This is a genomic window from Sulfitobacter sp. AS59, from assembly GCF_038899995.1.
Classification (GTDB): Bacteria; Pseudomonadota; Alphaproteobacteria; order Rhodobacterales; family Rhodobacteraceae; genus Sulfitobacter.
Map to the genome: position 1 here is coordinate 393242 of NZ_JBBMQK010000002.1, position 22815 is coordinate 416056.

The window sequence follows — 22815 nt, forward strand, 5'->3', positions numbered from 1 at the left end:
CACAAAACTTGCAAGCGGCTTAATTGTCGCTGCGTAAATATTGCGGGCGCAGCACCATGATCGTGGGCCGTGACGGCAGCCGATCGCGCGACAATTGCAATGCGGGCCCTTCGACGTTGATCACCGTGAATTCATCCGACATGGCCGTTAGAAAGTCGCTGAGCCCAAAGTCTGAGAACCAATGCATGGGGATCACAACCGATGATTTCAGACGTTTTAGAATGCGGATCATGGTGGGCAGATCAAGCGTATAACCGCCATCAACAGGGGCCATCACCACATCAAGCCGCCCGATGGCCGCATATTGGGCCGCGTCCGGTTCGTGATGCAGATGCCCCAAATGGCCAATACACAGGCCTGCCATCTCGAAGATGAAGATCGAGTTTCCTTTGACCTCGACCCCCGCGAATTGCGACCGGATATCGGTAGACACATTGCGGATCAGAACCTCGCCCAAATCCAAAGAATGATCGATGCCTTGGCCAAATTCACCCCAGCCGGGCAGGACATGCGGGATCGCGGGGTCGGGTGATTGGGTGAAATGGCTTTCATGGGCGCGGTTCATCGTGACCACATCGGGGATCATCGGCAGCGTGCCCGTGAACCCGGTGAAATCCGTCACCATATTCAGCCCGCCATGACTGCGGATCAGGAAACTGGCATGGGCGATATAGTGTAAATGCACCGTTTCAGTCGCGACATCGGGCAGGTTGGCGAGGGTCAGATATTCCATCCCCGGCGTTGCCTCTGCCAAAGCGATGCAATGGCTGGGGGTGCGGGTTTCTATCTGCGCATGGGCCATCGGGGCCAGCAACGACAGTACAAGTATCAAACGAAACAACATGGGCGGACCTCCTTTGATCTCAAAAGGATACCGCAAATGTGCCGTCTGTCGTTAGGTATTATGGGACCGGATGCCCGAAGGCCTGGCTAAAGGGCTACCAAAGCGCCGGTTTGTGGAGCGCGGGCACGCAGTGTGACGGGCCGACCAGCGGCCAATCACTTTTGGTCGACAGCGGCTGACCCAACCATCCGAATGGCATGCTGAGGGTGAGCGGCGGCTGTGCCATGTCTGCGCTGATCGGTTCAAAGCCGGTTTTGATATAGTAGTTCGGATCGCCATAGCAGAGGGCAAAATCAACGCCCCTTTGGCGCAGATCCTCCAGCCCCCGCGATATCATTTTCTGCCCTACGCCGATGTTTTGGGATTCCGTTTTCACGGCCACTGGTGCCATGATGAAAACCGTTCGGTCGTCACCATCAAAGCGCAGGCGGGAGAAGAACACGCAGCCGGTGACTTTGTTGTCCTCCAACGCCGCCCACATAATCACGTCATCGCGCGGGGTGTCATCCATCAAGGCCCGAACGAGTTGGCCAACCAACCTGCCCTCTTCAACACTATCGGACACCGTAAAGCTGTCGGTGCATAGCCGCGCTATCTCGGCCTCCCGGCCCGCGAAATCTGATGTGAACTCTAGCTTCATGGCATCACCTCTAGTGCAAGATCGGCGGCTTTGACGGGTCAGACCCCGGTGCCTCCATCCGGGGGGTCTTTTGCAGGGGTTCCATTTGGGGCAGATCGAAACGCAGGCCCACCTTGGACAGCTTTTCGACAGTCGGGTCAGAGGGCGCGAAAAATCCGACGTCCATGGCCCCCGCTTCGATCCCCGAGAACGTTAACGCTTCGGAGGCGGCACGCACCAGCGCATCTTGGGCACGCGGGATCGCGCCGACAAATCCCAGCAGATGCCCGCGAGCGCCGCCTTCATATTCGACGCCGACCAACCAAGCCCCCGCAGCCATGCCGGTGGCGGTGGCCAGCTTGGCGTCAATCGCGGCGATCAGGGTTTCGGGCAGCCCCTTGGGCGGGATGACGCGGGTGATTTTGGCCTCGACCTGCCCGGGCGTATGGGCCAGCGTATCGCGCAGCCACGCCACGGCAGTGTCGGGCAATAAAATGGCGGACGGTGCGACGTTCATATTCACGGCCATGCCAAGGGGTTGCCCTTCAAGCATACCAGCAATCGCCCGCCCCGACAGCGCCACATAAGGGGCCGCGTGGCCGACATAAGCGGCCAGCCGTTCGATGCGATCGAAAACCAGGACATAGGCATCTTGCAGCAACACCGGGCTGACCTGATCATCGTCGGGCTCGTCCTCAAGCAGCATGAACAGCTCCACATCAGCCATGCGTTCATAAAAACGCAAACGCGCGGTATCGTCCCCATCATCCGCCATCATAGCGGCATGTGCGGTGTCCAATGGTGTTGGGTCAGTCATGCATCACATCCCTTACAGCTTTACGCAGCTCAGGAAGAACGTTTTCCTCGAACCACGGATTTTTCTTGAGCCAACCGGTATTGCGCCAAGACGGATGTGGCAAGGCAAAGACGCCCGGCGGATGGCTTTGCCAATCGGCAACGGCTTGGGTCACGGTGGTGAAACCCGGCAAATGATAGCGCATGGCGTGCCCGCCAATCAGCACCGTCAGCCGCACGTCAGGCACGGTCGCCAAGGCCCCTGCCCGCCATGTTTTGGCGCAAATCGGTGGGGGCGGCAGGTCGCTGCCTTTGGCATCATAGCCGGGAAAGCAAAACGCCATCGGAATGATTGCCACGCGGCTGCGGTCATAAAAGGCGTCTTCGTCCAGCCCCAACCAGTCGCGCAGGCGCTTGCCCGACTCATCCCAAAACGGCGTGTTCGCAACATGTACGCGCACCCCTGGTGCTTGCGATGCGATCAGCAAACGTGCACCCGGCTGGAACCAGACCACCGGATTGGGCCGATGCGCCGTTGCCGTCTGGGCAAAGCGGTCGGCACATAGGGTACAGGCGCGCAACTGGGGGCGGATGTCGGTCATATATCCGAGATAACAGCGTAAACGCAGGTTTCAATCTGGATGGGTAAATTCATTTCGATATTTATAGAAATGATCTTGACGCGAACCTTCATTTCGATATTTCTAAAAACATGGAAACACTACCGCCGCCCCCTTCCGACCTCACTCTTGCCGCTGCACGTTTTGCGGCCCTAGGGTCAGAACAACGTTTGCACGTGATGCGCACCCTTGTGCGGGCTGGCCCAAAGGGGCTGACGATTGGCGCGCTTGGCGAAAGATCGACCATCACCGGATCAACGCTGACCCATCATGTGAAATTACTGGTCGCCGCCGGTCTGGTGCAGCAGCAAAAACAAGGGCGCAATATCATCTGCGCCGCTGTCGCCCATGCGGCGATCAACGAAATGTCGCAGTTTTTATTGACTGAATGCTGCGCAGACGCCGATGCCCCCTGCCCCGATCATTCTCACCTTCAGAAAGCGCCCGATGTCACACGCTCATCATCATCACGTTGACCCCGATGCGGGCGACGGCAAAATCGCCGCAGCGGTTGCGATTAACCTTGGCCTGACGCTGGCGCAGATCGTTGGCGGCTTGGTTTCGGGCAGCCTGTCGCTTATCGCCGATGCCTTGCATAACTTTAGCGATGCCATTTCGCTGATCATCGCCTTTGGGGCCCGCAAAATTGCCCGGCGTCCGGCGAATGCGGATATGACCTTTGGCTATGGCCGGATCGAAGCCGTGGCCGCCCTGATCAACTATACCACCCTGATCGTGATCGGGCTGTATCTGGCCTATGAGGCCATCATGCGATTTGCCGAACCCGAACCGGTTACGGGGTGGATTATCGTTACAGTGGCGGGGTTTGCCTTGCTGGTCGATATAGGCACAGCGGCGTTGACCTATCGCGCGTCGAAATCCAGCGTGAACATTCGCGCGGCGTTCGTGCACAATGTTGCCGACGCCTTGGGGTCTGTGGCGGTCATGGTGGCGGGTACGCTCGTTCTGCTGTTCGGCTGGACGTGGGTTGATCCGCTGGTGACACTGATGATCGCGGGCTACATCCTCTGGTTATCGGCCACGGAACTGCCCAAGGTAGCACGCATTTTAATGCTGGCACGGCCCGCAGGCATGGAAACCGAAGATGTCATTGCCGCGATGCAGTCGGTGCCCGGTGTCATTGATGTGCACCATGTGCACCTGTGGATCATGCAAGAGCATGGCAATGCCCTAGACGCGCATATCGTCGCGGCGGCAGGAACCGACGCCGGCGTGCTGCGAAAAGCCATAAAAGCACATCTGCTGCAAAGCTTTGATTTGCACCACACCACGCTGGAGCTTGAGACCGAAACGGACCGCTGTATCGATCCCTTAATTATTGGCCACGAACGATTGCCTCCGTAACGGGTACAGGCCACGCCTTAGCCAAAGCCGGGTGCAGAAGATATAGATATAGCCGCGCGCCAGATTGTGATCGCCGCAAACGCAAACCTGCGGGTCCGGCGCGGCAGTCTTGGTTGTACATCTGTTTCACGATGCGACATAATATGGCCTAATTCATCCGATAGGTGACGGCGATACCTCCGGCCTACAAGGAGGAGCCAACATCTTTCGGCGCAACCGGAGCAGTCATGCTGGAATTCGACAATGTATCCAAGTCCTTTTGGACGGGCACACAGCACAAGGTCATTCTGGACCATGTGTCATTCCGTGTGGAATTGGGTAATTCGTTGGGGATCTTGGCACCAAACGGCACCGGAAAATCGACCCTGATCAACATGATGGCAGGTCTGGAAAAAGCCGACGAAGGCGAAATCCGGCGCGGCTGCAAAATCAGCTTTCCGCTTGGCTTTATGGGCGGGGTTGTTGGCAAGGTTTCGGCCATGGAAAACGCCCGCTATATTGCGCGGCTTTACGGGTTGGACCCCGACTATGTGGAAAGCTTTTGCCGTTGGCTGTGCGGGTTGGGTGAATATTTCGATCAGCCGGTTGGCACCTATTCCGCCGGCATGCGCGGGCGGTTTTCCTTTGCGTTGTTGCTGGCGCTGGATTTCGATATCTATCTGATCGACGAAGGCATGCCGAGCACAACAGATGTTGAGTTCAACCGCAAAGCCGGCGAAATCCTGAGAGAGCGGCTGCGCACGACGACCATCATTATCGTATCACACCAGGCAGAGACGCTTGAGAAATATGCGCGCTCCGCTGGCGTGCTACTGGGCGGAAAGCTTCACTTATTCGACACGCTGGAAGAGGCTAAGCAGGTTTATGACTACGAAACCCAAAGCTAGAAAATTTCGCATCAAGCGAAGCACTCCGGCAGCTGCAGCCCCCAGCAAAGCCGCGCCGTCAGGTGACGGCGAGGCCCCCGTTGATCGCCGCCGCCCCGTCAGTGCAAGCCCTGCCAAGCCAGCGGCCCAGCCAACGCCCAAGCAGCCATCAGCCACGCCGGCATCTGCATCTGCGGATCAGGCGACGCAGTCGACAGCGAAGCCATCAGCCCCCCCTTCCGCCACACAGGCCACACCATCGGCGGCAACGCCCCCCCGGACACCACCACAAACGGGCGAGGTTTCCTCCTCAACTCAGGTGAGGGGCGAACAAGACATTGACGCGATCCGGCGCGAAGGGCTGACTGGCCGCCAGTTGCGAATGGCCCGCCGCGTGGCCCAAAAGCACGGGCTGGCCCCGACCTCGGATTTCGACGCGGTGCGCTTGCTGCGGGATGCGGGTATTGACCCCTTCCAACGTTCCAACATGCTAGAGCTGGTCGTGCCACAAGCGGGCGGTAACCCCGGCACCGATCGGGTGCAACTGCCGCAAACCGTGCCCGTCGGTGCTGCTGGCAACCTACCCTCGACCGAGGTTAATCCGATGGAACGTCGGATGCGCGAGATTTCTGACATTCAGTCAGATATCAGCCGCCGCCGTCGTCGTAAAATGATGCTGCTTGTGGTGCGTCTGATGTTTTTCGTCGGCCTGCCCACGATTATGGGCGGCTATTATTTCTACAACGTCGCCACCCCCATGTACGCCACAGAAAGCCAGTTCCTGATCATCCAGAACGAAGGCGGTGGCGGGGTTGGTCCCTTGGGCGGCTTGCTGCCGACGCAATTTGCGAACTCGGCCGACAGTATCGCCACCCAAAGCTATCTACAGTCCAAGGATGCGATGCTGCGCCTCAACAAAGATGTCGGGTTCGTCTCGCATTTCTCGCAGGATAGCATTGATCCGATCCAGCGGCTGGACCCTGAGGCCTCGAACGAAGAGGCGTATAAATTCTATAAAAAGAACGTCAAAATCGGCTACGACCCCACCGAAGGCATGATCCGCATGGAGGTCGTCGCTGCCGATCCACAAGTCGCGGCCGTGTATTCCGAACACCTGCTGACCTATGCAGAAGAGCGCGTGAACGGCCTGTCGCAGCAAAAACGTGAAGACGGGATGCGCGATGCCCGGATCGCCTATGAGCAAACCGTCGACCAGCGCCGCGCCGCGCAAGAGGCGCTGATCAAGTTGCAAGTTGAAAACGGCGTGGACCCCGAGGCGGTGATCGCGTCGATCCGCGGCCAGATCAGCACCTATGAAACGGTTTTGCTTGAAAAAGAGCTTGAGCTGGCGGCCCTGATGGACAACCCACGGCCCAATCAAGCCAAAGTAGATGGTGTTAAAGGCGACGTGCGACGTATTGGCGTGCAGCTTGAGCGGCTGAACGAGCGGATGAACAACGCAACCGAGGGCACCAATTCACTGGCGCAGCAAGCGGTTAGCCTGCAACTGGCGCAGGCCGACCTTGCAGCGGCGGACATGGCGCTGCAATCGTCGCAAACACAGATGGAACAGGCCCGCACCGAAGCACAACGTCAGGTCCGCTATCTGACCATCGCGGTGCGCCCTGTTGCGTCGCAATCGGCCTCTTATCCGCGCAAGTTCGAGAACACGATTTTGACATTCCTGATCTTTGCGGGCATCTACCTCATGCTGTCGCTGACCGCGTCGATCCTTAAGGAACAGGTAACAAAATGATCCAAGTCACTGTGGGTAATGTCGTCATCGGGAATGATCGCCCGTTGACCGTAATCGCGGGCCCTTGCCAGTTGGAAAGCGAAACGCACGCCCAGATGATCGCCGGCCAGATGAAAGAAGCCTGCGATGCCGTTGGCGCGCAATATGTGTTCAAGGCCAGCTATGACAAGGCAAACCGCACCTCGCTGGGCGGTAAGCGTGGCTTGGGCATCGAGGAAGGTTTGCGTGTGCTGCAATCCGTCGGCAAAGCCAACGGCGTGCCTGTTCTGACCGACGTGCATACGGAAGCGCAATGCGCCATTGCGGCCGAGGCGGTCGATATTTTGCAAATCCCCGCCTTCCTGTGCCGCCAAACCGATATGCTGTTGGCCGCGGGCAACACCGGCAAGGTCGTGAACGTTAAGAAGGGTCAGTTTCTGGCCCCGTGGGAAATGCCCAATATCGTGACCAAGATCGAATCGACCGGCAACAAACGCATTATGCTGACCGAACGCGGAACGTCTTTTGGCTATAACACTTTGGTCGCCGACATGCGCAGCCTGCCCCAGATGGCTGCCACAGGTTACCCCGTGGTGATGGACGCGACCCATTCGGTGCAACAGCCCGGTGGCATGGGCGGATCAAGCGGCGGGCAACGTCAGTTTGCGCCCGTCATGGCCCGTGCTGCCGTCGCGATTGGTGTGGGCGCGGTATTCATCGAAACGCACGAAGACCCCGACAATGCGCCCTCGGATGGCCCGAACATGATCTATCTGGATAAAATGCCAGCGCTGATCGCATCGCTGATGAAGTTTGATGCGCTGGCCAAGGCCGACCCGATCGAAATCTAAACTTTCGCGGGCTTTTGCGCCGCTTGGCCGAAGCCCGCGATCAACCCTGCGTCCTTGATGCCGGGTGCCGTTTCCACACCCGATGACACATCAACCTGACGCGCGCCGGTCATCTGCACGGCCTCGGCCACGTTTTCGGATGTCAGCCCCCCTGCCAGCATCCACGGCTTGGGCCATTTCCGACCGGCAATCAAACGCCAGTCAAACGCCAAACCATTCCCGCCGGGCAGATCGCCCCCCTTGGGCGGCTTTGCATCGACCAATATCTGATCCGCTACAGCCATGTATTGATCGAGCTGATCCAGATCACCCGCATCCGCGACCCCCACGGCCTTCATCACTGGCAGGCCATAGCGTACTTTGACCTCGCGCACGCGCGCAGGGGTCTCGGAGCCGTGCAGCTGCAACATATCGATTGGCACAACGGCCAGCAGGGCATCCAGAAACGCGTCATCCGCGTTTACGGTCAGGGCGACCTTGCAAATGCCGTCAGGCACCTCCAGCGCCAGCGCGGTCGCTTCTTCAAAGCTGACGTTGCGAGGGGATTTGGGGAAAAAGACAAACCCGACATAGCGGGCATTCGCGGCCACCGCCGCCGCAATATCAGCGGCACTGCGCAGACCGCAGAACTTTACATGCACTTTTGTCGACATTGAATTTCCTTGGGTCGCCAGAACAGACAGATAATCAGCTGGCGCGATCCAACAAGGCCAGAACATCATCTTGGCCTTCGTATTTCTCGCCCTTCAGGCGCGCAATCTCGCGCTCAAGACGTCGCATTTCGCGGGCCTGACGCGCGGCTTCGGCACGTTGGTTATATTCGCGGATCCATTCCCAGACGAACCCCACCAACAGGCCAGCAATAATGCTGCCCAAAATCACAATGAACAGCGGCACGTTAATTTCGGGGTTCATCGCGAAAAAGCCCGACACCTCTGTTGGCAACAGCCTGAGCGACACCATTGACCGGTTGGCCAAGGCGACAGCGATCAATGCCAAGGCAAAGATCGCAATGCAAAGGTAGCGGACGTAACGCATTAGGAATTCCCGTTCAAACGATCACGAAGCAACTTACCGGTCTTGAAGAACGGCACGTGCTTGTCTTCTACATGAACTGTTTCGCCTGTGCGAGGGTTCCGGCCCACACGGGCATCACGTTTCTTCACAGAAAACGCGCCAAATCCGCGCAGCTCGACACGATCACCTTGGGCCATCGCGCCTGTGATCTCTTCAAAGATGGTATTCACAATTCTTTCCACGTCACGTTGGTAAAGATGTGGATTGTCGTCTGCGATTTTCTGAATCAGTTCCGACCGGATCATGTAAAATTCTCCCCCGCGATGCGTTTTATTATTCAGCTGACTATACCAACTCCAACGCGTTCGTGAAGTCTCACAAATCAACCATTGGCGCTTTTACCAGCGCGAACCCGCTGATTTATGGTCATTTTTTCACCATAATCACGCTTTGAGGGTATTAAACCCATCCTTAACCACCTGACAGCCCCTAACACGGCCACCCCGATTCGCATGAAAAAGGGCCCCGCAATTTGCATTGCGAGGCCCCGTAATTTTGCGAATTAAGCGCTTAGGCTTATTCGTCGCCCTTAAGAGCGGCACCAAGGATATCACCCAAGGATGCACCGGAGTCAGAGGAGCCATACTGCTCGACTGCTTCTTTCTCTTCTGCGATTTCACGTGCTTTGATCGACACGCCCAAACGGTGCGCTTTGGTGTCAACGTTGGTGATGCGAACATCAACCTTGTCACCAACCGAGAAACGCTCGGGGCGCTGTTCGGCACGGTCACGCGACAGATCGGAGCGACGGATAAAGGCTTTCATGCCTTCATATTCGACTTCGATGCCACCGTCTTCGATGGAGGTCACTGTCACAGTTACAACGGAACCGCGCTTAACGCCGCCCACTGCTTCTGCGAACTTGTCGCCGCCAACACCTTTGATCGAGAGGCTGATGCGCTCTTTCTCAACGTCGACTTCGGACACAACGGCCTGAACCATGTCGCCCTTGCGGTAGTTCTGGATGGCGTCTTCGCCACGTTCGTCCCAGGACAGGTCGGACAGGTGAACCATGCCGTCAATGTCGCCTGGCAGGCCAACAAACAAACCGAATTCGGTGATGTTTTTGACTTCGCCTTCGACTTCGGTGCCTTCAGGGTGTGTTTCTGCAAACACTTCCCATGGGTTGCGCATGGTCTGCTTGAGACCAAGGGAAACGCGGCGCTTGGCACCATCGATTTCCAGAACCATGACTTCGACTTCTTGCGAAGTGGACACGATTTTGCCGGGGTGTACGTTTTTCTTGGTCCAAGACATCTCGGACACGTGCACCAGACCTTCAACGCCGGGCTCAAGCTCAACAAATGCACCGTAGTCGGTGATGTTGGTAACGCGACCGGTGTGCGTGGATTCCAGTGGGTACTTGCCAGCAACCAGATCCCATGGATCTTCTTGCAATTGCTTCATGCCCAAGGAGATGCGGTGCGTCTCTTTGTTGATCTTGATGACTTGAACCTTGATGGTCTCGCCGATTGTCAGGATCTCGGATGGGTGGTTCACACGGCGCCATGCCATGTCTGTGACGTGCAGCAAGCCGTCAACACCGCCCAGATCAACGAACGCACCGTATTCGGTGATGTTCTTGACGACGCCGTCAACTTCTTGGCCCTCGGTGAGGTTGCCAATAACTTCGGCACGCTGTTCGGCACGGGATTCTTCGAGGATCGCACGACGCGATACAACGATGTTACCACGGCGACGGTCCATTTTCAGAACCTGGAACGGCTGCTTCAGACCCATCAATGGGCCAGCATCGCGCACGGGGCGCACATCGACTTGCGAACCGGGAAGGAACGCAACAGCGCCGCCCAGATCAACAGTAAAGCCACCTTTAACGCGGCCAAAGATTGCGCCTTCAACGCGCTCTTCTGCTGCATAGGCTTTTTCCAGACGGTCCCAAGCTTCCTCACGGCGCGCCATCTCACGAGAGATAACAGCTTCGCCACGGGAGTTTTCGACCTGACGAAGGAACACTTCGACTTCGTCGCCGACTTCAACTTTGGGAGCTTCGCCTGGCTCGGCAAATTCTTTCAGCTCGACGCGGCCTTCCATTTTGTAGCCTACGTCGATGATGGCTTGGCCCGCTTCAATCGCGATTACCTTGCCTTTGACAACAGAGCCCTCTTCGGGCGTGTCCATTTCAAAGCTTTCTTCCAAAAGTGCTTCGAAGTCTTCCATTGAGTTCATAGCCATGTAGCTTGATTTTCCTTTAGCATTTGGTTTCTGGCCGCGCGGTTGTCTCCGCCGGTCTGTGATTAAAAATGTCGTCCGTGATGGATTCCGTACGCAAAGCAAAGAGGGCCGGATAAAACCGACCCTGCCTGATATAATGCGCCCGAAACGTGTATCCGCCCCTTAGACAGTCGCGCGTATAGGCCTGTTTTCCGCGAATGGCAAGGGTGGTTAGGCATCCGCTTGCAGCTGAGAGAGTATGCTTTTCAAGCCTCTCGACCTTGATCGAAGCGCTACCTTGAAATGACGGGAAAATATAGGGCGCAAGGCCGGTGCAGTACTATACCCCGAAGAATTCCCCATCCTCCGAAGCAAAAAAGCCTCCAGAATTAACTTGGAGGCGCATACAGGCAGTGCTTCGGTAGAAAAGGTAAACCTCTGCGCCCGCGTTCGAGCACAGAGGGTGTTGGCTTAGGCCTCAGTCGGGCCGCCCGCGTCTTTCCAGCCGGCAAAGCCGCCGATATTGGTCACGTTGGTATAGCCCATATCGTGCAAAGTTTTGCCCGACAGCGCCGCCTGACCGCCTGCACCACAGATCAAATAAATCTCGGCGTCTTTTTGGAAGATCGGGTTGTACAGCGCCTCTACCTTCGGATCAGCGCGGAATTCGATCATGCCGCGTGGCACACGGTGCGCGCCCTTGATGGTGCCGCTGTTTGCAATGTCAGATGAATCGCGGACGTCGATAAACACGCCATTGCCTTCGGCGTGTTTGGCAATCGCGTCCTTAGCATCCATTTTCGGGACAACTGCATTAGCAGCATCTAGGTAATCTTGTGCGGTTTTCATTGGGATGATCCTTATAATTCGGTGTGCCGTGTTCTTGGATATCGCGGCGTTCACTGTAAGAACGCGCCAGTTTCTCATACCGTTCCATTGTCGCGGAATTACTTTGCCCCGCGGGCCTATCCCGTGATGCGCGCCTTAATCAGTTCAATCGCGCGGGCCACGGCAGTGGTGATGTCCATGGTCGATGTGTCCATTTCAACGGCATCTTCGGCGGGCTTGAGCGGGGCCTCGGCCCGGGTGCTATCGCGGGCATCGCGTGCCTCTACCTCGGCCAGAACATCGGCAAGCGTGACGTCGAACCCTTTCGCCGTCAGTTCGGCAAAGCGGCGCTCTGCGCGGACCTCGGGCGTGGCGGTGACAAACAGTTTCACCTGCGCGTCAGGGCAAATCACCGTCCCGATGTCGCGCCCGTCCAACACGGCCCCACCGGCGCGCATCGCAAAACTGCGCTGAAAATCTACCAACGCGGCCCGCACTTCCGGAATGGCGGCGGCACGGCTGGCGGCCTCGGCCACAGCATTTGTGCGCAACTGGTCATTCTCAAGATCACCCGCGACCAAGGTCAAAGCGGCCTCTTCGGCCGACATCCCCTCAAGCACCTTTGCACCAACGGCGCGGTACAAAAGCCCCGTATCCAGATGCGCAAAGCCGAAATGCTCGGCCACCGCGCGCGAAACCGTACCCTTGCCTGCTGCCGCAGGCCCGTCAATGGCAACCGTAAAGCCGTCCATCACGCAGTGCCCCGTGTCACGTTGGCACCAAGCTGTGCCATCAGCGGCTCGAATATCGGGAACGACGTGGTGATCGGCGCACCGTCATCAACGCTGACCGGTGCATTCGCCGCCATGCCCATAATCATAAAGGACATCGCAATGCGGTGATCCAACTGGCTGGCACAAGTGGCACCACCCGGAACATTGCCATGACCCAGCCCCGTGACGGCCCACCAGTCAGGGCCTTCCTCAACCTCAATCCCATTGGCGCGCAGCCCCTTCGCCATCGCATCAATCCGGTCGCTTTCCTTGACCCGCAATTCCTTGACGCCCCGCATCATAGTCTGGCCTTGGGCAAAGGACGCCACCACGGACAGCACAGGATATTCATCTATCATCGACGCAGCCCGCGCGGGTGGCACTTCAATACCCTTCATATCGGGCGAGAACTTGGCGCGCAGATCAGCCACAGGCTCGCCGCCCTCGGTGCGCTCGTTCTCATAGGTCAGATCGGCACCCATCTCGCGCAGCGTGGTAAACAACCCCGCCCGCGTCGGGTTCAGGCCAATCCCCGGCACCAAGACGTCGGACCCGGGCACGATCAGCGCCGCACACACCGGAAACGCGGCCGAAGACGGATCACGCGGCACATCCACATGCCGGGCTTGCAGCTCCGGCTGGCCCGTCAACGTAATAACACGACCCTCATCGGTATCCTCCACCGTGATCTCGGCCCCGAACCCCGCCAACATACGTTCGGTGTGATCGCGCGTCGCCTCGGCCTCGACCACCACGGTTTGCCCCGGCGCATTCAACCCGGCCAACAATACCGCCGATTTCACCTGCGCCGATGGCACCGGCACCACATAGCGCACCGGAACTGGCTCTGCCGCGCCAACGATGGTCATCGGCAAACGCCCGCCCTTGCGCCCAACGGCCTGCGTACCAAACAGCGCCAACGGGTCCGTGACCCGCGCCATGGGCCGCCCGTTCAGGCTGGCATCTCCGGTAAATGTCGCGGTGATCGGCGATGTCGCCATCGCGCCCATGATCAACCGCACGCCGGTGCCGGAATTACCGCAATCGATCACGCCCTCAGGCTCGGCAAAGCCACCAACACCAACGCCGTGCATCGACCAATTGCCACCGCCCAAATCCGTCACCTCGGCCCCGAACGCCCGCATCGCGCGGGCCGTGTCGAGCACATCATCGCCTTCCAACAAACCGCTAATCGTGGTCTCGCCCACACACATCGCCCCCAAGATCAGCGACCGGTGCGAGATGGATTTATCCCCCGGCACCTCGGCCACCCCGCTTAAAGGGCCGCAAGCAGACGAGGTCATAGGAATAGGCGTGGCGTGACTGGACATGGGGCAACCTCAATCTGAATTCTGACCGATGTCATAAACCAGCCCGCAGGTGCCGTCCATAACCGCGGGGCCTATCTTCTCTGGCTCTTAAATATCCATGGGGGTCCGGGGGCAATCAGCCCCCGCCGCGCAACGCTTAACGTTTGCGGAACGTCAGATAATGCGGCACCCGGCCTTCGCGCAGGGCCTTTTGCTCATAGCGGGTGGAAATCCAGTCGTCCCACGGCTCTTTCCAATCGGCTGGACGTTCTGCCAGCCATTCAAATCCGTGGCGCGGCACCTGTTCCAGCGTCTGGCGCACATAGTCTTCGATATCCGTGGCAACCCGAAAGATTGCGCCGGGCTTCAACACCCGCGCCAAAGGCTCTAGATGCTCTGGCGTGACAAAGCGGCGCCTGTGGTGGCGTGTTTTGGGCCATGGGTCGGGATACAGCAGGAACGCGCGGTCGATAGATGCTTCGGGCAGCACGTCGAAAATATCACGGGCATCCCCGGGATGGATCGCAACATTGCTGACACCGGCACGCCGAATTTTCCCCAGCAGCATCGCAACGCCATTGATATACGGCTCGCAGCCGATGATCCCGACATCCGGGTTCTGGGCGGCTTGATGCACCATGTGTTCACCACCGCCAAATCCGATCTCAAGCCAGACAGGTTTGCCATCGAACAGTGCGGGCAAATCAAGCGGCGTGCGTGACGGGTTGGCCTCCCAATCGACGGGGCCAGGCGACAGCGCGTCAAGGTCTTCCTCAATATAGCCCTTTTGGCTTTGCTTGAGGGATTTGCCTTTGAGGCGACCATAAAAGTTTCTGCGGGGGCGTATCGGATCTGTCATGCGGTTGCCTTTAGCCTGACACCTGCGCCAACGCAACGGCCCACGGCAAAGGGCGCAGGACAATACGCCCCAAACGAAAACGGACCGCTGATCGGGTCAGCGGTCCGGTTTATTCTAGGCCAAACTGGCCACGCATATCGCGTCAGCCGTTAAATCGCGGCTTTCAACGCATCAACCAGATCGGTCTTTTCCCAGCTAAACCCGCCGTCGGCCTCGGGGGCGCGGCCAAAGTGGCCATAGGCCGCTGTGCGCTCGTAGATCGGCTTGTTCAGTTGCAGGTGCTCGCGGATGCCGCGTGGGGTCAGGTCGATGATCTTGCCAATCGCGCGCTCAATCGCGGAGTCTGCAACATCAGCGTCGCCGCCAAATGTATCGCAATAGATCGACAGCGGTTTGGACACCCCAATCGCATAGCTTAGCTGGATCGTGCATTTTTCAGCCAGACCGGCAGCCACGACGTTCTTTGCCAGATAGCGCGCTACATAAGCTGCCGACCGGTCAACCTTTGTCGGGTCTTTGCCAGAAAATGCGCCGCCGCCATGGGGTGCCGCACCGCCATAGGTGTCGACGATAATCTTGCGCCCGGTCAGGCCCGCGTCGCCATCAGGGCCACCAATGACGAACTTGCCGGTCGGGTTCACCCACCATTCCGTGTCAGCCGTGATCCACCCTTCGGGCAGGACTTCGGTGATATAGGGCTCAACAATATCACGGATGTCCGCGCTTGTTTGCGTCTCGTCCGCGTGCTGTGTCGACAAAACAATCGACGACACACCAACCGGTTTGCCGTTCTCATAGCGCACCGACAGCTGGCTTTTCGCATCAGGGCGCAATGTCGGTTCGGTGCCGTCTTTGCGCACTTCGGCAAGACGGCGCAGGATCGCGTGGGAATAATGGATCGGGGCCGGCATCAGCTCAGGTGTTTCGGTGGTTGCGAAACCGAACATGATGCCCTGATCGCCAGCGCCTTCTTCCTTGTCGCTGGACGCGTCAACGCCCTGCGCAATGTGGGCGGATTGTTCGTGCAGCAGATTGGTGATTTCACATGTCGCGTGGTGAAATTTGTCCTGCTCATAGCCGATGTCTTTGATACAGGCGCGGGCGATGTCTTCGATCTTGCCCATGTATTCGTGAAGCTTATCTTTGTTCGACAGGCCTACCTCGCCGCCGATAACGACCCGGTTGGTGGTGGCAAATGTTTCTGCCGCAACGCGCGCTTCGGGTTCTTCCGTCAGGAATGCATCCAAAACGGCATCCGAAATACGGTCGCACACCTTATCAGGATGGCCTTCGGAAACGGATTCCGAAGTAAATGTATAGTTTTTCCGGGACATGTAGTGCTCCAATAGATTTCATAGCCACGTCAGGAAGCCGTTGTGGCCGGTGCATCGGACTTAACTTTGCCCGTAGTGAGGGTCAAATAGTTACTTTCGATCCCGTAACAAGAGCGCGCAGCCCAAGCCAATCAGCAACACCACCAAAAACGGCCATTCCCCAAAGCGGCTATAGGGCGTCGGTGCGAGGGGGTCAGGCAAAGCGGCGTCCAAAAAGCCCGCCGTATTCAGGGCAAGGCTGGAGGTGAGCCGCCCCTTGGGATCAATCATCGCGGACACACCGGTATTGGCCACCCGCGCCATCGGCAGGCCCTGTTCAATTGCGCGCATTCTGGCCTGTGCCAGATGTTGCAACGGCCCCTGCCCTTTTCCAAACCATGCGTCATTGGTTAGCTGCATCAGGAATGCGGGGCGCTCTGGTGCGCCATTCACGTCGCGCGCGAACACGGCCTCATAGCAAATCAACGGCAAGGCCATGCCAAGCGCGCCCATATCGATCAGTGTCGGACCAACGCCCGAGGAATAGCCGTTGCCAAGCTGTGCGGCAAAGCTATGGATGCCAAATTTGGCCATGACATTTCCAAAGGGGATATATTCACCGAACGGCACCAAATGATGTTTGTCATAGGTCTGGATGACTTCACCCGATAGCCCCAGCAAAACGGCTGAGTTATAATACTGCATCCCGTCGCGACGCTGGACCCCCAGAAAAACCGGGGTGCCGCCCGCATGAAAGCTGATCTGGCTGAGCGCCCCATCGGCCATGTCCAAGGGCCAAGGGATCGCGGTTTCCGCCCACAGGATCAGGTCAGGCGCGGCATCAAGGTTCGCAGGTGGCGCGCTAGTATATGCCAGTTGCCGCTCGTAAAACTCCGTTATCATAACGGGGTCCCACTTGTCCTTTTGCGCCGCGTTAGGCTGCACCAGCCGAACCGTGTGTTCGGTGACGGCGGATGGCGCAGTGCTGAACGGAACGATCATTGCCATCAGAACCACGAGGCGGAGACCCAACAGAGCAAAACGATTTGCGAAAACTGGCCGCACCGGACGCACAAACACAGCCGCCGCCGCGACAAAGATCAGCGTCATGCCATAAGGGCCAATAAATGCCAGCCCCTGTCCCGGCCAGACATTGACCAAGCTTTGGCTGAACATGCCCCAAGGAAAGCCGGTAAACAGATAACCCCGCAGTATTTCGGCAGCAGACAGAAAAAAGATCAGCGGCCAGACGCGATCAGACGCCCAGCGCGACACACCAAAGGCCGCCGCCCAAAACAGCGCCAGCCCGCCACACATGCCAATCAGCGCGAAAGGGGCCATCCAAGCGTATCGTTCAGGATCGACCATGAAGGGCGATACCAGCCACACCCAACCATGCAGGAAATAGCCAAAGGCAAAGCCCCAACCAATCGCTGCGGCTTGCCATGGGCGCGCGCAGCGTCGGAACAGGGTGATCGCGACCACCAAACCCACCAACAGCAAAAGCGGCTGGTCATAGGGTGCTTGGCCAAGTGCGGCCACAGCCCCTGCCCCGACAGCTGCCGCGAAACGCAGCCAAGCAGCCGCTTGGGGAGACATTACGCTGATCCGGAGACACGCACCCGAAGGCGCTTGATACGGCGCGGATCGGCGTCGATCACTTCGAACTCGGGCCCGTCGGGATGCACAACGATTTCGCCGCGCGTGGGCACACGCCCCGACAACATGAACACAAGCCCGCCCAATGTATCGATTTCTTCCTCGTCGACATCATCATGGTCGGTCAGCGAATGGCCGATCTCGGCCTCGAAATCTGTCAGCGGGGTCTTGGCGAGGGCGATGTAGCAACCGGGCTTTTCAAGCGTCCAGTTTTTGCCTTCGTCCACGTCATGTTCGTCTTCGATCTCGCCGATGACCTGTTCGATCAGATCCTCGATGGTGACAAGCCCATCAACACCGCCATATTCATCAATCACCAGCGCCATGTGACGCCGTTCCGCCTGCATCTTGGTCAGCAACACGCCAATCGTCATCGACGGCGGCACGAACACAAGCGGGCGCAACATTGAGCGTAAATCAAAGTCATCCGTCTTGGCATTAAAGCCATAGGTCAAGGCAAGGTCTTTGAGGTGCGCCATGCCAACCGGCGTATCAAGCGTGCCATCATAGACCGGCAAACGTGTCAGGCCGCTGTCTTTGAACACCGCCACAAGTTCGTCCATCGTCGAGGTGATAGGCACCGCCGTGATATCCGCCTTGGGGATAGCCACATCATCCACCCGCATGCGGCGCAGGTTCATCATACCCCGCGCCGATAACCGGTCCGCCTGCGGAGAAACGGTATCGTCCTCTTCTGGGGCCTCGGGTGCACTGAGCGCGCCAATAACGCGGGAAAAGAAACCACCTGACTTTGGTGCGCCTTCTTCAACGGTTTCTATGCTGTCAAATTCGTCCTCGAACCGCGCGCTCTGCGCCGCCTCAGATGATCCGTCTGTATCGCCCATCGGGTCCTGTCTTTATTTGTTAAGGCAAGCTAGGCGCTTGCGTGATCCCTATATGGGTCATCAATGCCCAATTTGCCAAGTATTTCGACTTCGATCCGTTCCATGAGCGTTGCATCCGCGTCACGCTCGTGAGCGTAGCCCAAAAGGTGAAGCAGGCCATGAATGGTTAAATGCGAGACATGATCGGCCATTGATTTCCCTGCCGTTTCAGCCTCGGCCGCGCATGTGTCATAGGAAATCGCGATATCGCCTAGCTCTAAAGCGCCGTCAAAGTCGGGTTCGACCGGCAGCGGATTGTCGCCGTCATGTTCCGCGCCGCGCTCATCGGCGGGCCAACTCAGAACATTTGTGGGTTGAGGCTTGCCGCGAAAATCGGCGTTTAGCTCTGCGATGCGGGCATCATCACAGGCCAGAATGGAAACCTCGGCCAGATCCGGATCGATGGCCAGATGCGTCAGGGCAGCGGTAACTGCACGATCGGCAAGGGTTTCGAGGCCCAAGTCGTCCCAACGCGGATCCTCAGTGGCGATGTCGAGCGCGTTCATAAAGGGCAGACCGGGGGCCAGCCCCCGGACCCCCGGAGTTTATTTGGCAAAATGAAAGCAAAGGCGGGCATTAGCTGTGACCGGTATCTGCTTCGTAAGCTTCGATGATTGCAGCAACCAGCGGGTGGCGCACCACGTCTTTGGACGTGAAATAGTTGAAGCTGATTTTGGGAATCGTTTTCAGCAGGCGTTCGGCGTCTTGCAGGCCTGACGGGACGCCGCGCGGCAAATCGATTTGCGTGCGGTCCCCAGTGATTACCATCCGCGACCCTTCGCCCAGACGGGTCAGGAACATCTTCATCTGCATCGACGTGGCGTTCTGCGCCTCGTCCAGCACCACAAAAGCATTGGAAAGGGTTCTGCCGCGCATAAAGGCCAGCGGCGCGATTTCGATCTTTTTATCCTCAAGCAGCTTGGCAAGCTGTTTGCCCGGCAGGAAGTCATTGAGCGCATCATACAGCGGCTGCATGTAGGGGTCGACCTTGTCCTTCATATCGCCCGGCAGATACCCCAGTTTTTCGCCGGCTTCGACGGCGGGGCGCGACAGGATGATTTTATCGACATGTCCCCCGATGAACATCGACACGCCCACAGCCACGGCGAGATAGGTTTTACCGGTCCCCGCAGGGCCGATGCCAAAGGCAAGTTCGTTGTCGAACAGGGATTGGACATAGTCCTTTTGCGCAGCGGTGCGCGGCTCAACCCTTTTTTTGCGGGTCTGGATTTCGATCCCGTCCAAAATCGGCATTTCAATCTGGTCACCCGCCCGCACACCTGTGCCAGCAGCGGAATCGCCCATGCGCAACATGCTTTCCACATCGGCGGGTTCGACGGTGCGGCCGCCTTCCAAACGTGCATAAAGCGCATTCAGAACGGTTTCTGCACGCGCGGTCGCATCATCATCACCGATGAGAGACAGCTGATTACCCCGTCGCACGATCTGCACACTGAGTGTCTTTTCGATCGCGGCCAGATGCGCATCATATGCGCCGCACAGATCAATCAGCAAACGGTTGTCTTGGAATTCCAACAAACGCGCGCTGTTCATAGACGGGGGGGAGATATCGGTGGACGTCAATGCCAATTCCTATTTTGAAGTGTCTGTTTATCTATATGGGGCTTATGGGCAGGTTGAATACCCCGGTTAGAGACAAAAAAGGCCGGAGCGTAAACGCCCCGGCCTGAATTGATGTATCTATGACAAGAAATCAGTTCGGATCCCCGATTTTCGAGCCGCTTTTAAAGTCGCCCGCAGTATATGTGGGCTGCGCCACACCGGAGCAAACGGGTTTGCCGTATTTATCCAGTCGCTGGCTCAGGTAGCCTTCGACGCCGTCATCGATGATCCAGTGATCACAGCCGTTTGGATCCACCCAGATGCCCGCCTGGAGTTGGCTGAGATGCTTACGATCAAAGCCGCCATCATAGGTTTTATCAGCCGATTTACCAAAAACATCGCTAACATCAGCGCAGGCTGTCAGGCCAAAAGCGCAGGCTGTTGCCAATATAATTTTCGTTCTAAACACTTTCATATCCCCTTAGCGAATGCAGATAATCTCGACACGGCGGTTCTTTGCCATGCCTGCCGCTGTACCGTTTGATGCAGCGGGCATGCGTTCACCATACCCCCGCACATCCGCGATCCGCGCACCGGTTTGCGCCGCAACGGATGCAACAGCATTGGCACGGTTCTGTGACAATCGCATGTTATACGCGTCAGAGGCGCGGCTGTCTGTGTGGCCGGTGATGATATAGGAAATCGCACCAGTGGACTGAAAGAATTCAGCCAAACGTTGCTTGCCCGGCGCGCTAATACGGTAGCTGTCGGTCGCAAAGAACTGATCGGTGTTCATCACACCGCACATATTGCCGCGACGACATACAGGAATGCCCTGACGGCTTACGTGGGGTGTCATGTACCCTTCGGCACCGTCATCCATCACCCAGTGTTCACAGCCATCAGGGTCGACCCAGATTGTCGGTATGTATTGTCCTTTGTCACGGCCCGCTTGTGATCGTGTTTGTGCGTCAGCGGCAGACGCCTGCAGTACGAAGGCCACGGCAACAAATGCCCCCGCGACCAGCCGAAGTGCTTTGGAAATTGTGTGTAACACAGCCCTCGTTCCCTATTTTATTCTTTAACTTATGCTTTCGCGAAAGATACCATCGCTGCGCAACGCGGCAGGGCCCCTCGCTATATGTGGTGAGGATAGGAGGTAAAACTAAGCCTGTGAAGGCTGAAAACCGAAACATGCGCCATATTTCGGCCATGTTTAGGCAATTTCGGACGTAATGCGCTACAATACAGCCCTATCCGAAGGGTTTACTGCGAAACTGCGGACAATGGGGTGATCTACAGCTGAACCGCGGTGAGAGAGTTGGTTTTCGCATCGACGATTCTTACGCGGGCCACTTCGCCGACCTTGGCAGTAGCATCATCGATATGGACCGAATGCAGATATTCCGACTTACCGACCATCTGCCCTGCTTCGCGCCCGGATTTTTCGACCAGAACCGACAGATCGCGCCCGACCATTGCATTTTGGATGCTGCGCTGTTGTTCGGTGATCAGCCCTTGCAAACGTTGCAAGCGTTCATCGGCCACGGCTGCATCCACCAATTCACGCTCGGCCGCGGGGGTGCCCTGACGCGTGGAATACTTAAACGAATAGGCGTAGCCGTATTTGACCTCGCGGACCAAATCCATCGTCGCCTCGAAATCGGCATCGGTTTCTTCGGGGAAGCCCACGATGAAATCACCCGACATCACGATGTCTGGCCGCGCCTCGCGGATGCGTTCGATCAGGCGCAGATAGCTGTCGGCGGTGTGGCTGCGGTTCATCCGTTTCAGAATGCGGTCTGAGCCGGATTGCACAGGCAGGTGCAGATAAGGCATCAGCTTGTCGACCTCGCCATGGGCGGCGATCAGCGCGTCATCCATGTCGTTGGGGTGGCTGGTGGTATAGCGGATGCGCTCCAACCCGTCGACCTTGGCCAGCTCGCGGATCAGGCGGGCCAGCGTGTAATCCGCGCCCTCGGACCCGGCACCGTGATAGGCGTTGACGTTCTGGCCCAGCAGGGTGATCTCGCGCACGCCGTTTTCGACCAACTCGCGCGCCTCGGTTAGAATGCGCGTCGCAGGGCGGGAAACTTCGGCACCACGGGTATAGGGAACAACGCAAAAGGCGCAGAATTTATCGCAGCCTTCCTGAACCGTCAGAAATGCCGACGGCGCGCGGGCCGCTTTGCCACGGCCTTTCATCTTTTCGAATTTGTCTTCTTCGGGGAAATCCGTGTCGAGCGCGGTTTGACCACTGCGCACGCGGGCCTCCATCGCGGGCAGACGGTGATAGGACTGCGGCCCGACCACCAGATCAACGGCGGGCTGACGGCGCATGATCTCGGCCCCTTCGGCCTGCGCGACGCAGCCGGTCACACCGATTTTCAGGTCCGGGTTCAACGCCTTGAGCGGTTTCAGGCGCCCCAGCTCGGAATACACCTTTTCGGCGGCTTTTTCACGGATGTGGCAGGTATTGAGCAAGATCATATCGGCGTCATCCGCCGTCTTGGTCTCGACATAGCTGTCGCCCAAGGCCTCGGCCATGCGTTCACTGTCATAGACGTTCATCTGGCACCCATAGGTTTTGATGAACAGCTTTTTTGGCGCGGTCATGGCAAGGTCCGTTGTTACGATATGCAAAATCGCGGTCTAGCAGCGCCAGCGTTCTCTTGCAATGCG

25 protein-coding genes and 1 riboswitch are annotated in these 22815 nt (G+C 57.8%); of the genes, 5 read left to right on the plus strand and 20 right to left on the minus strand.

What is annotated here, in order from left to right; all coding sequences use genetic code 11:
- Nucleotides 1-19 precede the first annotated feature (19 nt).
- The 4 genes from WNY39_RS06155 to WNY39_RS06170 form a co-directional block, all read right to left on the minus strand.
- Nucleotides 20-844: an MBL fold metallo-hydrolase gene (locus tag WNY39_RS06155; protein ID WP_342844767.1), complete on the minus strand. Its 825-nt coding sequence runs from the start codon at nt 842-844 to the stop codon at nt 20-22.
- A 94-nt stretch (nt 845-938) separates the two neighbouring features.
- Nucleotides 939-1484, minus strand: a complete 546-nt coding sequence (locus WNY39_RS06160; RefSeq protein WP_342844768.1) for an N-acetyltransferase — start codon at nt 1482-1484, stop codon at nt 939-941.
- A 10-nt stretch (nt 1485-1494) separates the two neighbouring features.
- On the minus strand, nt 1495-2280 hold the full coding sequence (locus WNY39_RS06165) for an SseB family protein (RefSeq protein WP_342844769.1): 786 nt from the start codon (nt 2278-2280) through the stop codon (nt 1495-1497).
- A complete protein-coding gene (locus WNY39_RS06170; protein WP_342844770.1) occupies nt 2273-2860 on the minus strand; it encodes a uracil-DNA glycosylase family protein in 588 nt (195 codons plus the stop codon). The genes WNY39_RS06165 and WNY39_RS06170 overlap by 8 nt, the downstream gene beginning before the upstream one ends.
- A gap of 110 nt (nt 2861-2970) precedes the next feature.
- On the opposite strand from WNY39_RS06170, the gene WNY39_RS06175 reads away from it, so the two are divergent.
- The 5 genes from WNY39_RS06175 (at nt 2971) to kdsA (ending at nt 7695) form a co-directional block, all read left to right on the plus strand.
- The gene (locus WNY39_RS06175; protein WP_342844771.1) at nt 2971-3354 is read left to right on the plus strand and encodes a MarR family transcriptional regulator; all 384 of its coding nucleotides are present in this window, start codon (nt 2971-2973) and stop codon (nt 3352-3354) included.
- On the plus strand, nt 3326-4243 hold the full coding sequence (locus WNY39_RS06180; RefSeq protein WP_342844772.1) for a cation diffusion facilitator family transporter: 918 nt from the start codon (nt 3326-3328) through the stop codon (nt 4241-4243). The genes WNY39_RS06175 and WNY39_RS06180 overlap by 29 nt, the downstream gene beginning before the upstream one ends.
- Before the next feature lie 227 nt (nt 4244-4470).
- Nucleotides 4471-5130, plus strand: coding sequence for an ATP-binding cassette domain-containing protein (locus WNY39_RS06185; RefSeq protein ID WP_341234052.1), 660 nt, complete (start codon nt 4471-4473; stop codon nt 5128-5130).
- Complete coding sequence (locus tag WNY39_RS06190; protein ID WP_342844773.1) at nt 5108-6865, plus strand: capsule biosynthesis protein; 1758 nt, start codon at nt 5108-5110, stop codon at nt 6863-6865. Before WNY39_RS06185 ends, WNY39_RS06190 begins: the two co-directional genes overlap by 23 nt.
- The gene (kdsA, locus tag WNY39_RS06195) at nt 6862-7695 is read left to right on the plus strand and encodes a 3-deoxy-8-phosphooctulonate synthase (protein ID WP_341234050.1); all 834 of its coding nucleotides are present in this window, start codon (nt 6862-6864) and stop codon (nt 7693-7695) included. Before WNY39_RS06190 ends, kdsA begins: the two co-directional genes overlap by 4 nt.
- On the opposite strand, the gene WNY39_RS06200 is transcribed toward kdsA, so the two are convergent.
- The 16 genes from WNY39_RS06200 to miaB form a co-directional block, all read right to left on the minus strand.
- Nucleotides 7692-8348 carry a phosphoribosylanthranilate isomerase gene (locus WNY39_RS06200; RefSeq protein WP_342844774.1) on the minus strand — a complete coding sequence of 219 codons (657 nt, stop codon included), beginning with the start codon at nt 8346-8348 and terminating at the stop codon, nt 7692-7694. The two genes, kdsA and WNY39_RS06200, sit on opposite strands and share 4 nt — an antisense overlap.
- A 34-nt stretch (nt 8349-8382) precedes the next feature.
- Nucleotides 8383-8733, minus strand: coding sequence for a LapA family protein (locus WNY39_RS06205; RefSeq protein WP_341234048.1), 351 nt, complete (start codon nt 8731-8733; stop codon nt 8383-8385).
- Nucleotides 8733-9017, minus strand: coding sequence for an integration host factor subunit beta (ihfB, locus tag WNY39_RS06210; RefSeq protein WP_176249680.1), 285 nt, complete (start codon nt 9015-9017; stop codon nt 8733-8735). The genes WNY39_RS06205 and ihfB overlap by 1 nt, the downstream gene beginning before the upstream one ends.
- Nucleotides 9018-9288: 271 nt before the next feature.
- Complete coding sequence (rpsA, locus tag WNY39_RS06215) at nt 9289-10965, minus strand: 30S ribosomal protein S1 (protein ID WP_341234047.1); 1677 nt, start codon at nt 10963-10965, stop codon at nt 9289-9291.
- Between the two features lie 450 nt (nt 10966-11415).
- Entirely contained in the window at nt 11416-11793 is a 378-nt protein-coding gene (locus WNY39_RS06220) for a rhodanese-like domain-containing protein (RefSeq protein ID WP_342844775.1), read from the minus strand.
- Between the two features lie 116 nt (nt 11794-11909).
- Nucleotides 11910-12524 (minus strand): d(CMP) kinase, encoded by a 615-nt coding sequence (locus tag WNY39_RS06225; protein ID WP_342844952.1) that lies wholly within the window; start codon nt 12522-12524, stop codon nt 11910-11912.
- A complete protein-coding gene (gene aroA / locus WNY39_RS06230) occupies nt 12524-13876 on the minus strand; it encodes a 3-phosphoshikimate 1-carboxyvinyltransferase (protein WP_342844776.1) in 1353 nt (450 codons plus the stop codon). Before aroA ends, WNY39_RS06225 begins: the two co-directional genes overlap by 1 nt.
- A gap of 136 nt (nt 13877-14012) precedes the next feature.
- Nucleotides 14013-14714 carry a tRNA (guanosine(46)-N7)-methyltransferase TrmB gene (gene trmB, locus WNY39_RS06235; RefSeq protein ID WP_341234043.1) on the minus strand — a complete coding sequence of 234 codons (702 nt, stop codon included), beginning with the start codon at nt 14712-14714 and terminating at the stop codon, nt 14013-14015.
- Between the two features lie 149 nt (nt 14715-14863).
- Nucleotides 14864-16048 (minus strand): methionine adenosyltransferase, encoded by a 1185-nt coding sequence (gene metK / locus WNY39_RS06240; RefSeq protein WP_341234042.1) that lies wholly within the window; start codon nt 16046-16048, stop codon nt 14864-14866.
- Nucleotides 16049-16052: 4 nt separating this feature from the next.
- Nucleotides 16053-16100, minus strand: a riboswitch (SAM-SAH riboswitch).
- Nucleotides 16101-16138: 38 nt separating this feature from the next.
- Nucleotides 16139-17626, minus strand: a complete 1488-nt coding sequence (gene lnt, locus WNY39_RS06245; RefSeq protein WP_342844777.1) for an apolipoprotein N-acyltransferase — start codon at nt 17624-17626, stop codon at nt 16139-16141.
- Nucleotides 17626-18531, minus strand: coding sequence for a hemolysin family protein (locus tag WNY39_RS06250; RefSeq protein ID WP_342844778.1), 906 nt, complete (start codon nt 18529-18531; stop codon nt 17626-17628). The genes lnt and WNY39_RS06250 overlap by 1 nt, the downstream gene beginning before the upstream one ends.
- 29 nt (nt 18532-18560) lie before the next feature.
- Nucleotides 18561-19076 carry an rRNA maturation RNase YbeY gene (gene ybeY / locus WNY39_RS06255; RefSeq protein ID WP_342844779.1) on the minus strand — a complete coding sequence of 172 codons (516 nt, stop codon included), beginning with the start codon at nt 19074-19076 and terminating at the stop codon, nt 18561-18563.
- A 70-nt stretch (nt 19077-19146) separates the two neighbouring features.
- Nucleotides 19147-20124: a PhoH family protein gene (locus WNY39_RS06260; protein ID WP_342844953.1), complete on the minus strand. Its 978-nt coding sequence runs from the start codon at nt 20122-20124 to the stop codon at nt 19147-19149.
- 160 nt (nt 20125-20284) lie between these two features.
- On the minus strand, nt 20285-20608 hold the full coding sequence (locus tag WNY39_RS06265; protein WP_341234038.1) for a hypothetical protein: 324 nt from the start codon (nt 20606-20608) through the stop codon (nt 20285-20287).
- Nucleotides 20609-20614: 6 nt separating this feature from the next.
- Nucleotides 20615-21190 carry an OmpA family protein gene (locus WNY39_RS06270; protein WP_341234037.1) on the minus strand — a complete coding sequence of 192 codons (576 nt, stop codon included), beginning with the start codon at nt 21188-21190 and terminating at the stop codon, nt 20615-20617.
- Nucleotides 21191-21429: 239 nt separating this feature from the next.
- Nucleotides 21430-22749, minus strand: coding sequence for a tRNA (N6-isopentenyl adenosine(37)-C2)-methylthiotransferase MiaB (miaB, locus tag WNY39_RS06275; protein ID WP_342844780.1), 1320 nt, complete (start codon nt 22747-22749; stop codon nt 21430-21432).
- Nucleotides 22750-22815 lie beyond the last annotated feature (66 nt).